Origin of the sequence: Photorhabdus sp. S10-54, assembly GCF_963878145.1 — a bacterium.
GTDB classification, from domain to species: domain Bacteria; phylum Pseudomonadota; class Gammaproteobacteria; order Enterobacterales; family Enterobacteriaceae; genus Photorhabdus; species Photorhabdus kayaii.
On record NZ_CAWNXG010000007.1, the window covers coordinates 96,025 to 108,760 of the forward strand.

A 12,736-nucleotide genomic window follows, 5' to 3' on the forward strand; every position below is an offset into this window, starting at 1 on the left:
TGTATTTAAGGAAAAGGAAGTAAATCGTGTCAACCGAGAAAACTTCAGCGTTTGAGGTATTCACTGAGATCACATTGGCGGTATTTCGGCTCAACGCCCTACTGCTCTCTAAAGGGGATCAGCTCGTTGCCCCGTTGGGAATCACGAGTGCGAGATGGCAAGTACTTGGCGCGATTGCGCACGTACCACATCCACTTACCGCGCCTCAGATTGCCGCCGCAATGGGTATCACACGCCAAGGAGTGCAAAAGCAGTTGAATCTCGGGCTGAATTCAGGAATGGTGAAAGCCATCACTAATCCTCGGCATGAACGCTCACCACTCTATCAACTGACCGAGCTGGGTTGGCGTACTTTTGATGCGGCGATATCGCTGGAAGCTGAATGGGTCGGATCACTGGTGCAATCCTCTGATCCTAACGAGCTAAAAGTGACATTAAACACATTGATTAGCTTGGAGACGAAGCTGGAAGAGTCACCGGTGCCAAATAGCACTATAGATAGCACTACAGATAGCACCACAGATAGCAATACAAACATAAATATAAACACATAATTTTCAGGAGATAAAAATGGTCAAGCTAGAAGAAATGGACACCCACGTAACCCTGCGGGAACAGTTATTTTCGAACACCGATGGCTCCATCGTGCTGGTGAACATATTTCATGTCGATCCCTCAATGGCTGACACCCTAATAGAAACCTGGCGGGAAGATGCAGAATATTTCCGGTCTAAGGTAGGACTGATTTCCGCACAATTACATCGCGGAATCGCTGGCAGTGGCACATTCATGAACTACGCCATTTGGGAGAGTCTGGAGCGTTTCCGCGCCGCGTTCACGGACCCTGAATTCAAGGAGAAACTCGCCAAGTATCCTGATGGGATTGTCGGTTCGCCTCACGTATTCCAAAAAGTAGCCGTCCCTGGAATTTGCGTGGCATAAGCCGAGGAAAACCGTCACAAATCCATCTTCAATAACGGCATCGTACAGAAAAAGAGCGCACCCGCTCAACATTTACCTCAGGTGCGCTCATTCATGAATTTACTCATTATTTCAGCAGAGCTTTAGCCTTAGCGACTACATTCTCTACAGTGAAACCAAACGTTTTAAACAGTTGATCAGCAGGTGCTGATTCACCAAATGTATTCATACCAACGATAGCGCCATTCATACCGACATATTTAAACCAGTAATCGGCGATACCCGCTTCGATTGCAACACGTGCAGAAACCGCAGCAGGCAGAACCGCTTCTCGGTATGCAACATCTTGCTTATCAAAAGCGTCGGTAGACGGCATGGAGACTACGCGCACCTGACGACCTTCCTCAATCAATTGATTATAAGCCTCCACCGCCAATTCAATTTCTGAACCCGTTGCGATCAAAATCAGTTCTGGCTGCCCCTGGCAATCTTTCAGGATGTAAGCCCCTTTCTCGATATTAGCCAACTGTTCAGCAGTACGTTCTTGCTGTGCCAGATTCTGACGAGAGAAAATAAGCGCTGATGGGCCAGCTTTACGATCAATAGCGTATTTCCACGCCACCGCAGATTCAACCTGATCACATGGGCGCCATGTGCTCAAATTTGGCGTCACACGCAAACTGGCAAGCTGTTCTACTGGCTGGTGAGTCGGACCATCTTCACCCAAACCAATTGAATCATGGGTATAAACAAAGATGCTGCGAATTTTCATCAATGCCGCCATACGCACTGCGTTACGGGCATATTCAACGAACATCAAGAAGGTTGCACCATAAGGCACAAAACCACCATGCAGAGCGATACCGTTCATAATGGCTGACATGCCAAATTCACGAACGCCATAATGGATGTAGTTACCTGCCTGATCTTCGTTCAACGGCTTAGAACCTGACCACATCGTGAGGTTACTTGGCGCCAAATCAGCAGATCCCCCCATAAATTCAGGCAACACCTTACCAAAAGCTTCCAAGGCATTCTGAGAGGCTTTACGGCTGGCAATATTGGCCGGATTTTCTTGCAACTGTTCGATAAATGCTTTTGATTCAGCTTCCCAGTTTGCCGGTAATTCGCCACCGGTACGACGTTTGAATTCAGCGGCTAATTCAGGATACGCTTTTTCATAGGCAGAGAATTTTTCATTCCAAGCGGCTTGTTTCGCATTGCCAGCTTCTTTTGCATCCCACTCAGAATAGATTTCCGCTGGAACTTCAAATGCCGGATAATTCCAACCTAGTGCTTCACGAGTCGCAGCAATTTCCGCATCACCCAATGGCGCGCCATGAGAATCATGGGTCCCCGCTTTGGTTGGCGCACCAAAACCGATAATCGTTTTGCACATTAGCAGAGAAGGTTTATCAGCAACTTTACGTGCTTCTTCGATAGCAGCGTTAACTGAATCTGCATTATGACCATCAACACCGCGAATCACATGCCAACCATAAGCCTCAAAACGGCTTGCCGTATCATCCGTAAACCAGCCTTCAACATGACCATCAATGGAAATGCCATTGTCATCATAGAAAGCAACCAACTTGCCTAGCTTTAATGTTCCTGCCAGAGAACAAACTTCATGAGAAATGCCCTCCATCATGCAGCCATCACCCATAAAGACATAAGTATTATGGTCAACGATCTCATGACCAGGACGGTTAAATTGCGCGGCCAGAGTGCGTTCAGCAATCGCAAAACCTACTGCGTTGGCAATCCCCTGCCCTAAAGGACCTGTCGTAGTTTCTACGCCTGGAGTATAGCCATACTCAGGATGGCCTGGGGTTTTAGAGTGTAACTGACGGAAATTTTTCAGATCATCAACTGAAACACCATAACCGGTGAGATGCAACAGGCTATAAATCAGCATAGAACCATGACCGTTAGACAATACAAAACGATCACGATCGACCCAATGTGGATCAGTTGGGTTATGATTCAAATAATCACGCCATAAAACTTCAGCGATATCAGCCATTCCCATAGGCGCACCAGGGTGCCCTGATTTTGCTTTCTGCACAGCATCCATGCTCAGGAAGCGAATAGCATTAGCAAGGGTTTTACGAGTGGTCATTTTCTACTCCAAGTGGGATAAAAACGTTTAGGGGAATAATTTTCTCAGCACAGTGCGCAAACCGCAATCTTTAAAGCCAAATATCAGGAAACTATCTTAATTTCATCTGAACGACAATTCTTTGATTTGCCTTACTGTTCTACAATGAATTTCAGCATCATCAGAGTAATATACCCTATGGATTTCAAGATGCATCGCGACGGCAAGGGAGTGAATCCCCGGGAGCATAGAGAACTATGTGACCGGGGTGAGCGAGCGCAGCCAACAAAGAGGCAACTTGAAAGATAACGGGTATAAACAAACTCATTGTGCATATAAAGGAGTAAATTAATTAAACACAGCTATTAGTTGCAAATCAAGAGATAAAATAACCAATTAAGAGGCGACACATTCTTGATTTATGGCAATTTTCAGCAACTAAATTGATTTTTTATATTGTTCCGAATTATAGGGCAATGTTCTCTTAATAATTTAATTTATCAATAGTGAATACGTAAAAAAAAACACCAATCAAAAATCAATATTATTATAATATCAATAAACAAATAAACAAATAAACAAATAAACAAATAAACAAATAAACAAATAAACAAATAAACAAATAAACAAATAAACAATTTAAAATAAAATAATACTTATAGTTATATTTTTTTATATGATAACATTTTTACCTAAAATAATAAGTAATTTAATTAACAGATATAGATAAAATAAAAAAATATTATTTTTTTGCGAATTAATTATTGCAATCCATTATACAATCAGGTTATTTTAAATAGAACACATAAAATAGACATACAGATGATTACTTAATTAACAGCTAGGGCACTTCCATGTCAAATATCAAAAACAGACCAAATAATATCACTCCGCAATTAATTTACATGTGGGAAAAAAGTAATGAGCCGTGGGGCGCTAAAGATCGCCAATCAAAATTTATATACGCAAATCCTGCTTTTTACCAACTGCTCAATTTGCCTGAAGATTTCGATATTGCAGGGCTTGCAACGGACGAATTACCTTCACCTATTGCAGAATATACAGAAGAATATTGTCGTCAGGATCAAAAAGTGATGCAAACCATGAAAACAGTCACTTCACTTGAGACTCACCTTTTTGGAGGAAATAAAGTCAAACAAACCTATCTCTGTAATAAATACCCACTTTGTGATGAAAATGGGAACTGCATCGGCATCACGTTTCACATGTCCAAAGCCCAAAACTTTTCTACTGCTTACTATCATGAAAAATCATCTCCAGCGGCTTTAGAATTTACACCGCCTAACGACATACTAACCCAAACTGAATGGGAAGTTCTTTTTCTGGCCCTTCGCACACCGGACGAAGAGAGTATCAGCGAAGAATTAATGATAAGCACAGAAGATACCATTCATCATATTCAGTCAATTTATCAAAAATTTAATCTACCGCTGCATATAAAATTAGAAGATTTCTGCAAAGCAAATAAGTTTGACCTATATATTCCAGAAAGATTCGTTACTATTGGCAGCCAAGAGTTGTAAGTTTCTATTAATTCAAATCTAAAACCCAGATATTTTTCTAATAATGATAGGAATTATGTTGTGAGCTATAAAAAATTAACCGTATCGCCTCAAATTATTAATCTAATGGAAACCAGTCATGAACCCTGGGGCATAAAAGATCAAAACTCCCGTTTTGTTTATGAAAACAAGGCAATGGCTATGTTGCGCGATCTTCCCCGTGGTTTTAATGTAGAAGGACGTCTAGACAATGATCTACCTTGGGAAGGAGCCGCTTTTGCAGAACAATTTCAGATCCATGACAGAGCAGTAATGCAAGCAGAACAAAGAATCTGTTCATTAGAAACCCATTTATATGGTAAAGAAAAACTACTTTCCTCCTATTTCTTTGAAAAATTTCCCTTTTATAATGGGGATAATCAATGTGTCGGCGTTATTTTTCATGCCTGGAAAGCCGAAGCCTTTTCTCTGACACGCTTTTTTCATGGTAAACTTCCCGCTTCTATCATGTTCCAGCCACCTTCTGAGCTATTTACTCAACGGGAATGGGATGTCATTTTTCTATTTCTACAGAGATATACCAGTAAACAAATCGGGCGAATACTGAATATCTCTTATCGCACGGTAGAAACGCATATGTTACGGATATACAAGAAAATTGGTATTAACTCTGGTCAACAGTTGGATGAATACTGCCGCCTTAATGATTTTGATCTCTATGTTCCTGAGAGATTTTTAAAACCGGGAAGTAAAATGTTTATATAATGTGGTAAATAAAACAGATGAAAACAGCAAATAACATATCAGCACAAATAATAAACACCATAAAAAATAGCCATGACCCTTGGGGAATTAAAGATAAAAGCACTTGCTTTATTTATGAAAATAAAGCAATGGCTATGCTACAAGATATCCCACTTAATTTAAACGTCGAAGGGCGTTTTGATTGTGAATTACCTTGGGCAGGAGCAATCTTTGAAGAGCAATTTCAACGACATGACAGAACTGTCATGCGTTTGGAAAAAAGTATATCCTCATTAGAGACTCATAGGTTTGGCAAAGAAAAACATCTTTCTTCCTATTTTTTCGAGAAATTCCCATTTTATAATGAAGATAATGAATGTATTGGCATTATTTTTCATGGACGGAAAGCGGAAGCGCTTGCTTTAAAAGAATTTTTCAATGGGAAACTACCGCCTTCCATTATGTTTTGTTCTCCCTCAGAACAATTTTCTCAACAAGAATGGGAAATTATTTTTCTATTTCTGGCAAAACACAGCAAAAGGGAAATCAGTGAGAGACTCAATATTCCTTATCAATCAGTAAAAGACCAGATAGAAAAAACATATCAAAAACTAAAAATTAACTCTGATTCTCAATTTGAGGAGTACTGCCGTATGAATAATTTTAACCTTTATATACCAGAGAGATTTTTATTCCCTTACTCATAAACATCATCTTTATATTCAAGTTATTATAAGGCAACAATATTATATACCCTATGGATTTCAAGATGCATCGCGGCAGCAAGGGAGAGAATCCCCGGGAGCATAGATAACTATGTGACCGGGGTGAGTGAGTGCAGCCAACAAAGAGGCAACTTGAAAGATGACGGGTATAAAAGCCAACTATAAATATATAAGAAATTTGATTATTACCACGACTCAACCAGATGATATATGGAATAGAATTTCGGGTCGTGGCTTACAAAAAATAAGCAATTTCACTGCATTTATTATGTGAATACAAAATCATTAATAAATTGTATGAAAAACAGAGTGAAAATACTCGTCAGAAATTATTAGTTATTTAAGTTATTAAACCAATAATATTTTTCAAAGAAAATAATAATACTCTTTACATCCAGAAAAAACACCTTCAATATATAGGTCATATTTTGCTATAAAACAATCGATACCATTATTCAGTATTATCTCCGATAGCCAATTCAATTAATCTTCATTGATAATCTGCACCTAATTACTACCAAACAGCAAGACATTGATAATTTATCTATTATCAATGTTTTTCTCACAATTAAAATTTGGAGATTATTCATGGATATTCAAGACTGGCATCCGGCAGATATTATTGCAGCACTGAGAAAACAAGGAACAAATCTTTCAGCCGTTTCCCGAAAAGCCGGATTAGCATCATCGACATTGAGTAATGCATTACATCGCCCGTGGCCAAAGGGAGAAGCATTAATTGCCACTGAATTGGGTTTACATCCATCGGATATTTGGCCATCACGCTATAAACCTGGTAAAGAAAATAAATTCCTAATAAGAATTGCAGAAACAAGCACTATAGAAAGCTGGTAGCGTCTCTATGTCTTATTTCAATGCAATTTCATCATTGTCTATTATCGAGAGATTACTGAATGATATAAGTACAAATGAAAAAGCCCCGGGCAACTACCCAGGGCTTCGGAATCTTTGGCGGTGCGGACGGGACTCGAACCCGCGACCCCCGGCGTGACAGGCCGGTATTCTAACCGACTGAACTACCGCACCGCGCAGTGTTCTGGTTGAGAACGAAGTGAATATTACGAATACAAGATCATTCCGTCAATATTTTTTATAACAAAGTGGCGCACCTGATCAAATTTTCACCCAAAAAGGTAATTTATCTGCAATTTTATATTAGCTTTGTCCAGAATTCATACGCCATAAACAGCTCCCGCCTTTCTTCTCCACTAAATCCAACCTGGATTCATGTGCCGCAAGCTCTTCATCCGTTGCATAAATAACTTTTAATGCCGTTTGAGACCGGGTAATACGCTGTATTTCAGAAACATTCTCACCGCCAGCAACCTCCCCTTCCATTGAAAAGGCAAGAGAAGTCTGCCCGCCTGTCATTATCAAATAGACATCAGACAATATCTCAGCATCGAGTAACGCCCCATGTAAGGTTCGTTTAGAATTGTCTATATCATAACGATCACATAACGCATTAAGGTTATTTCTTTTCCCCGGAAATAACCCTCTTGCAAGTTGTAAGCTATCAGTAATCTTGCAGAAATCCGCAGTTGGCGGAATATCACGATTCAGCTTGCCAAACTCATAATCGATAAAGCCGATATCGAAGGGAGCATTATGGATAATCAATTCAGCGCCGCGAATAAATTCAATAAACTCATCTACAATGTCAGCAAACAGCGGCTTATCCTGCAAAAATTCATCACTGATCCCATGCACTTCAAATGCTTCAGGATCGACCAATCTATCCGGTCGAATGTAGACATGAAAATGGCGACCCGTTAAACGACGGTTAACAAGCTCCACGGCCCCAATTTCAATAATTTTGTGTCCTTCATAGTGAACACCTAATTTATTCATACCAGTCGTTTCGGTATCAAGGACAACTTGTCGTGTAATTACAGTGCTCATAATGCCTTTTTGTGTCAGACTTAGGGTTTTGAATTGAATAAGAAGAGTCTACCAGATATGAGCAAACAGGTAGAAATTTTCACCGATGGATCTTGTCTCGGCAATCCGGGGCCTGGAGGCTACGGTGTGTTATTACGTTATCAACAACACGAAAAAAACCTTAGCGGAGGTTTTTATCGTACAACAAACAACAGAATGGAGCTCATGGCGGCAATTATTGGCCTGGAAACGCTGACTCGCCCTTGCAAAATTGTCTTAACCACCGACAGCCAATATGTGCGTCAAGGCATTACACAATGGATCCATAACTGGAAAAAACGCGGCTGGCGTAAAGCAGATAAATCTCCTGTCAGCAATGTCGATTTATGGCAGCGTCTCGATCAAGCCATTAGCCGCCATGACATTGATTGGCAATGGGTCAAAGGCCACGCCGGACATGATGAAAATGAGCGTTGTGATGAACTGGCCCGTGCCGCAGCAAACTCACCAACAGAAACCGACACGGGATATCTCGAAAATAGAGATTAATTACGCTTTCGGTAACATTTTGTTACGCCAACGGCATTGCCCAATTTAGGTTTTAATCGCGTCACTTTTCTCTGACTTAGTGTTAATGGCAGTGTGCGCTTGCGGGCAATAATCAGACTGACACAGCCTAATACAGACAAGTGCCGATTAGAAAAACCTGTTTCATTTCGCCAGGGCAATACTTGAAAGCTGTCACGATATACCACTTCATAATTAAGCAAGCTCAACCAATCAAGTTGGCGCATCATGGAAAACATCCGGCTGCAATAGGGTTGATGACGCCATAATCCCGGAACTAATTTCCCCAAACCAAGCAAACTCAATGAATTAAAACCACTGATAATGAGCCAGCCATCATCAATCATCACCCGGTCAACTTCCCGTAAAAGACGATGGGGATCAGCGCTGTAAGCCAGCATATGACTCAGTAAGCAAGCATCAACAGATTTTTCTTCAAACGGCAGATGGTAAGGATCGCTAATCACCTGCATATTCTTGCCTTCCTTACCTACATTAATCTGATTAAAAATCGGACAAACATTACTGTCAATTTCAGCACTCAAATTACCGACTTTCAACAGATGGAAACCAAATATTTTCGGCCACCAGGGTTGTAATTGGCGCTCCAAAGCGGCACGGTAATACTCCCCCCAAGGTAAATCAACCCAAGAAGCCGGGGGATTTATATTCTGTATTGTATGTGCAGATTTCATGGCTTCTTTTCCTTATAACCCGCTGTTAATAAGAGGTATACAATGGAGCTTATCAGCATTCCGGCCCTTTCAGATAATTACATTTGGTTACTTTGTGATGAAAATAGACATGTTGTAATCGTTGATCCGGCAGAGTCACAACCTGTTCTTGATACCTTGGAATCTCGCGGCTGGATACCCGATGCAATTTTACTTACCCATCATCATCACGATCATGTCGGTGGCGTCCCTGGAATTATTGATCAATTCCCTGAGCTACTAGTATACGGCCCAGCAGAAACCCAGAACAAAGGCGCCACCATAATAGTATGTGGCGGTGATAGCATCAATTTCGGTCACTTTTCTTTCCAGATCATCGATGTTCCAGGCCATACTCTGGGGCACATTGCTTTTTATCAAGCGCCTTATCTCTTTTGTGGGGATACCTTGTTCTCTGGTGGTTGTGGACGTCTCTTTGAAGGCACCGCTGAGCAGATGTATACATCTATCGGAAAAATCGCTGAGCTGCCCGATGATACACTGATCTGTTGCGCCCATGAATATACCGTTTCTAATATGAAATTTGCTTATACTGTTTTACCCAATCAGACTATTAGCGAATACCAGCAAAAAGTAATCAGAATGAGGGAAAATAATCAACCAACAACACCAACCACACTACAAACTGAGAAAAAAATCAATATTTTCTTAAAATGTGATGATATTGATTTACAAAGAAATATTGGAATTACACCCAACTCTCAACCGCTTTCCGCCGTTTTCCGTCAACTAAGAAGACAAAAAGATCAATTTTGATTTAGAGAGTTGCTATATCAAACCAAGATAAGTATTATTGGTCGTCTTTTAAGCGACCATAAAAATTAATTATGAAGACAAAAGCGATTCTGTTCGCATCTGTCTTGCTGGTTGGCTGTCAATCAGGGCCTGATTGGTCGACGACAGCCGGACAACGGGCACAGAATTCGTCTTCAACGAGTCTAAAGACAGGCAAGATAGCAACTGATGATACCAATCAGCGTGCTGCCTACTGGGGAGAGGATGATTCTGGCGCTCAGCGTGAGCTGTGGGGATATATCCGTGATGAGTTGAAGATGAAGATCCCTGATAACTACAGGGTACGTGAACAACGAAATTATTACCTGAAAAACAAGAGCTATCTCCACGATGTAACTTTACGGGCTGAACCGTATATGTACTGGATAGTCAGGCAGATCAAGCAACGCGATATGCCGATGGAACTGGTATTAGTACCCATAGTGGAGAGTGCTTTTAACCCGCATGCTACCTCACGCGCTAAGGCCGCTGGTCTGTGGCAGATTATCCCGGATACGGGTCGCAATTACGGTCTTACTCAGGATAAATGGTACGACGCACGTCGAGACGTTGCCGCATCAACAACTGCCGCCCTGAATTTGTTACAACGCCTGAATAAAATGTTCAATGGTGATTGGCTATTGGCTATTGCTGCTTACAACAGCGGCGAAGGCCGTGTTATGCGCGCAATAAAAGAAAACCAAGTAAAAGGCAAGCCAACGGATTTTTGGTCATTATCACTACCAAGGGAGACCTCGCTCTATGTACCTAAAGTTCTGGCACTCAGTGATGTCATCCGTAACAGTGATAAATATGGCATTACGCTGCCAAAATCCAATAATCAGCGGGCGCTTGATCAGGTTGATGTCGGTCAACAAATCACGCTGTCTCAAGCCGCAGAACTGGCTGGCATGTCCCTGACATCGATTAAAGCCTATAACCCTGGCTATAAGCGAGGAGTGACATCGCCTAACGGTCCACATTACATTATGCTGCCAAAGGCGAAAGTTGATCAGTTTAAAAACTCGCTGGCAAATAAAACAATTCTAAGCAATATTCGTCAGGAAGTTGCTAAAAACAACCGCCGATTGAGCAAACAAAACCAATATAAAGTTCGTTCAGGTGATACATTATCCGATATTGCAAAGCGGTTTAATGTTTCCACCCGTGAATTACAGCGCATGAATAATCTAAGAACCGCCAGATTATTAAAAATTGGGCAAGTATTAAGGGTAAATAACGACAATGCCATTATTTACCGAGTCCGCCAAGGCGACTCAATTGCGAGTATTGCTAAACGTCACGGTATCAACATTAAGGATTTAATGAACTGGAACAATGGCATAAAAACAACAGAGTTCAAGCCAGGAATTGAGTTAACGCTTTACATCAATGAATATTATGATGAAGCTTAAAATCTTTTCCAGGTGGTATTTTACTGTTGAAATAACCACCACCTCCCCAAGAGGTGGTTTAAGGATGAAAATAATAGATGGCCCTCTTCTGGGGCCATTTTATTTATATCCAGTAGAATAAAGCTGAGATTGCAATATTCATAAAAGCCTCATGATTAATATCTGAATGTTAAACATACTATTACTCAATATTATGATTCCACATTAGACAAAGTTATCACCCGATCTGCACAGGCAATGGTCGACGGACGGTGTGCAATAATTATCCGAGTTATCGATAAAGCTGAAATCGCAGCATTAATAGAAGCTTCATTATCAATATCTAAGTGACTAGTCGCTTCATCCATAAATAAAATATTTGGGCGACGATAAAGGGCCCTGGCAATCAATAAACGCTGTTTCTGTCCACCGGACAAACTCCCACCTAACTCACTTAACATTGTTTCATACTTCATAGGTAATTTAAGAATATCTTGATGGATATTGCTCAATATGGCACATTTCTCAACCCATGTTTCGTCTTTATTATCATCGAAACCAGAAATATTTTCGGAAATACTACCAGAAAAAAGTTTATCTTCCTGTAAAACACAGGCAATATGCTTACGATAATTATTTAACCCAATATCCATGATATTGATATTATTAAAAAGAATCTCACCGTGAGCGGGTTCTATTAATCCTGCCATTAATTTCATCAATGTCGTTTTGCCAATGCCAGAAGGACCAACAATAGCAACACTCTCACCAGGTTCGAAACAAAGATTGAGATTATTAATAATTGGCTTACCATATTCATCATATCGAAAAGTTAAATTCTTGACCTCCAAAGATGATGCCTTTTCTGGTGCCACAATACGACGTGATTCTTTTTGCTCTTCTGTTTTAGATAAAGCAATATCGGAAATACGCTCATTATGTAACGACAACATTCTGAATTGCAAAGCAATGTTAATTAGATTAGCTGTCCTATCTGCAAATAACCCCCGATATGCATTAAATGCGACAAACATTCCTACGGTCATACTCTCATTAATCACTTGATTAGTCGCCAATCCAAGAACAGTAATTTGTTCTAAAGTAACGATTAACGCATTGACTTCAGCAAAAATCATATCAAACTTATTAAGACGAATTTGAGAGTTGCTTGCTTCTATATTGAGATTTAACCATTGTTGTGAACGATGTCTGATAAGACCTAATACTTTCAATGTAGTAATCCCATATAATGTCTCCATTAAATGAGAATTTGACCGAGCATTTTTTACAATTTGTTCATGGGAAGCCTGTTGATAATATTCATATAGAGGAAGATATCACGGGAAAAATA

At 40.4% G+C, this 12,736-nt stretch carries 13 protein-coding genes, 1 tRNA gene and 1 pseudogene; 9 read left to right on the plus strand and 6 right to left on the minus strand.

Annotated elements, in window-relative coordinates; genetic code table 11:
- Positions 1 to 26: 26 nt before the first annotated feature.
- Positions 27 to 554 (plus strand): MarR family winged helix-turn-helix transcriptional regulator, encoded by a 528-nt coding sequence (locus tag AACQ83_RS05715; RefSeq protein ID WP_158537757.1) that lies wholly within the window; start codon positions 27 to 29, stop codon positions 552 to 554.
- A gap of 16 nt (positions 555 to 570) precedes the next feature.
- A complete protein-coding gene (locus AACQ83_RS05720) occupies positions 571 to 942 on the plus strand; it encodes an antibiotic biosynthesis monooxygenase family protein (RefSeq protein ID WP_112876824.1) in 372 nt (123 codons plus the stop codon).
- Positions 943 to 1,048: 106 nt separating this feature from the next.
- Here AACQ83_RS05720 and tkt read toward each other — a convergent pair whose 3' ends face one another.
- Positions 1,049 to 3,043, minus strand: coding sequence for a transketolase (tkt, locus tag AACQ83_RS05725; RefSeq protein WP_112876825.1), 1,995 nt, complete (start codon positions 3,041 to 3,043; stop codon positions 1,049 to 1,051).
- A gap of 833 nt (positions 3,044 to 3,876) precedes the next feature.
- Here tkt and AACQ83_RS05730 point away from each other — a divergent pair.
- The 4 genes from AACQ83_RS05730 (at position 3,877) to AACQ83_RS05745 (ending at position 6,869) form a co-directional block, all read left to right on the plus strand.
- Complete coding sequence (locus tag AACQ83_RS05730) at positions 3,877 to 4,566, plus strand: PAS domain-containing protein (protein WP_112876826.1); 690 nt, start codon at positions 3,877 to 3,879, stop codon at positions 4,564 to 4,566.
- Positions 4,567 to 4,626: 60 nt separating this feature from the next.
- Complete coding sequence (locus AACQ83_RS05735; protein WP_112876827.1) at positions 4,627 to 5,310, plus strand: helix-turn-helix transcriptional regulator; 684 nt, start codon at positions 4,627 to 4,629, stop codon at positions 5,308 to 5,310.
- Positions 5,311 to 5,327: 17 nt separating this feature from the next.
- Complete coding sequence (locus tag AACQ83_RS05740; RefSeq protein ID WP_112876828.1) at positions 5,328 to 5,996, plus strand: helix-turn-helix transcriptional regulator; 669 nt, start codon at positions 5,328 to 5,330, stop codon at positions 5,994 to 5,996.
- 606 nt (positions 5,997 to 6,602) lie between these two features.
- Positions 6,603 to 6,869 (plus strand): helix-turn-helix domain-containing protein, encoded by a 267-nt coding sequence (locus tag AACQ83_RS05745; RefSeq protein WP_011145309.1) that lies wholly within the window; start codon positions 6,603 to 6,605, stop codon positions 6,867 to 6,869.
- 115 nt (positions 6,870 to 6,984) lie between these two features.
- Here the strand turns inward: AACQ83_RS05745 and AACQ83_RS05750 are convergent.
- Together AACQ83_RS05750 and dnaQ are read right to left on the minus strand one after the other, a co-directional pair.
- A tRNA-Asp gene (locus AACQ83_RS05750) sits at positions 6,985 to 7,061 on the minus strand.
- A gap of 129 nt (positions 7,062 to 7,190) precedes the next feature.
- Positions 7,191 to 7,937, minus strand: coding sequence for a DNA polymerase III subunit epsilon (gene dnaQ, locus AACQ83_RS05755; protein WP_112876829.1), 747 nt, complete (start codon positions 7,935 to 7,937; stop codon positions 7,191 to 7,193).
- A 57-nt stretch (positions 7,938 to 7,994) separates the two neighbouring features.
- Here dnaQ and rnhA point away from each other — a divergent pair, with 57 nt between their 5' ends.
- Positions 7,995 to 8,465 carry a ribonuclease HI gene (gene rnhA, locus AACQ83_RS05760; RefSeq protein ID WP_112876830.1) on the plus strand — a complete coding sequence of 157 codons (471 nt, stop codon included), beginning with the start codon at positions 7,995 to 7,997 and terminating at the stop codon, positions 8,463 to 8,465.
- Here rnhA and AACQ83_RS05765 read toward each other — a convergent pair.
- Positions 8,462 to 9,178, minus strand: a complete 717-nt coding sequence (locus AACQ83_RS05765; RefSeq protein WP_112876831.1) for a class I SAM-dependent methyltransferase — start codon at positions 9,176 to 9,178, stop codon at positions 8,462 to 8,464. The two genes, rnhA and AACQ83_RS05765, sit on opposite strands and share 4 nt — an antisense overlap.
- Before the next feature lie 42 nt (positions 9,179 to 9,220).
- Between AACQ83_RS05765 and gloB the strand changes: the two genes are divergently transcribed.
- Both gloB and mltD read left to right on the plus strand, forming a co-directional pair.
- Positions 9,221 to 9,973 carry a hydroxyacylglutathione hydrolase gene (gene gloB / locus AACQ83_RS05770; RefSeq protein WP_112876832.1) on the plus strand — a complete coding sequence of 251 codons (753 nt, stop codon included), beginning with the start codon at positions 9,221 to 9,223 and terminating at the stop codon, positions 9,971 to 9,973.
- 71 nt (positions 9,974 to 10,044) lie between these two features.
- Positions 10,045 to 11,406: a murein transglycosylase D gene (gene mltD / locus AACQ83_RS05775; RefSeq protein WP_112876833.1), complete on the plus strand. Its 1,362-nt coding sequence runs from the start codon at positions 10,045 to 10,047 to the stop codon at positions 11,404 to 11,406.
- Positions 11,407 to 11,597: 191 nt separating this feature from the next.
- Here mltD and AACQ83_RS05780 read toward each other — a convergent pair whose 3' ends face one another.
- Positions 11,598 to 12,419, minus strand: a complete 822-nt coding sequence (locus tag AACQ83_RS05780) for a peptidase domain-containing ABC transporter (RefSeq protein ID WP_339366761.1) — start codon at positions 12,417 to 12,419, stop codon at positions 11,598 to 11,600.
- Positions 12,396 to 12,689 (minus strand): annotated as a pseudogene (locus tag AACQ83_RS05785) (ABC transporter transmembrane domain-containing protein); the annotation flags it as partial. The pseudogene AACQ83_RS05785 and the gene AACQ83_RS05780, both read right to left, overlap by 24 nt.
- Between the last annotated feature and the right edge of the window lie 47 nt (positions 12,690 to 12,736).

Bases quoted from the DNA above. Each gene is read 5' to 3' on its own strand.
- AACQ83_RS05745 (WP_011145309.1), top strand. From the start codon at position 6,603: ATGGATATTCAAGACTGGCATCCGGCAGATATTATTGCAGCACTGAGA.
- gloB (WP_112876832.1), top strand. From the start codon at position 9,221: ATGGAGCTTATCAGCATTCCGGCCCTTTCAGATAATTACATTTGGTTA.
- AACQ83_RS05730 (WP_112876826.1), top strand. From the start codon at position 3,877: ATGTCAAATATCAAAAACAGACCAAATAATATCACTCCGCAATTAATT.
- AACQ83_RS05740 (WP_112876828.1), top strand. From the start codon at position 5,328: ATGAAAACAGCAAATAACATATCAGCACAAATAATAAACACCATAAAA.
- tkt (WP_112876825.1), bottom strand. From the start codon at position 3,043: ATGACCACTCGTAAAACCCTTGCTAATGCTATTCGCTTCCTGAGCATG.
- dnaQ (WP_112876829.1), bottom strand. From the start codon at position 7,937: ATGAGCACTGTAATTACACGACAAGTTGTCCTTGATACCGAAACGACT.
- rnhA (WP_112876830.1), top strand. From the start codon at position 7,995: ATGAGCAAACAGGTAGAAATTTTCACCGATGGATCTTGTCTCGGCAAT.
- AACQ83_RS05765 (WP_112876831.1), bottom strand. From the start codon at position 9,178: ATGAAATCTGCACATACAATACAGAATATAAATCCCCCGGCTTCTTGG.
- AACQ83_RS05780 (WP_339366761.1), bottom strand. From the start codon at position 12,419: ATGTTTGTCGCATTTAATGCATATCGGGGGTTATTTGCAGATAGGACA.
- mltD (WP_112876833.1), top strand. From the start codon at position 10,045: ATGAAGACAAAAGCGATTCTGTTCGCATCTGTCTTGCTGGTTGGCTGT.
- AACQ83_RS05720 (WP_112876824.1), top strand. From the start codon at position 571: ATGGTCAAGCTAGAAGAAATGGACACCCACGTAACCCTGCGGGAACAG.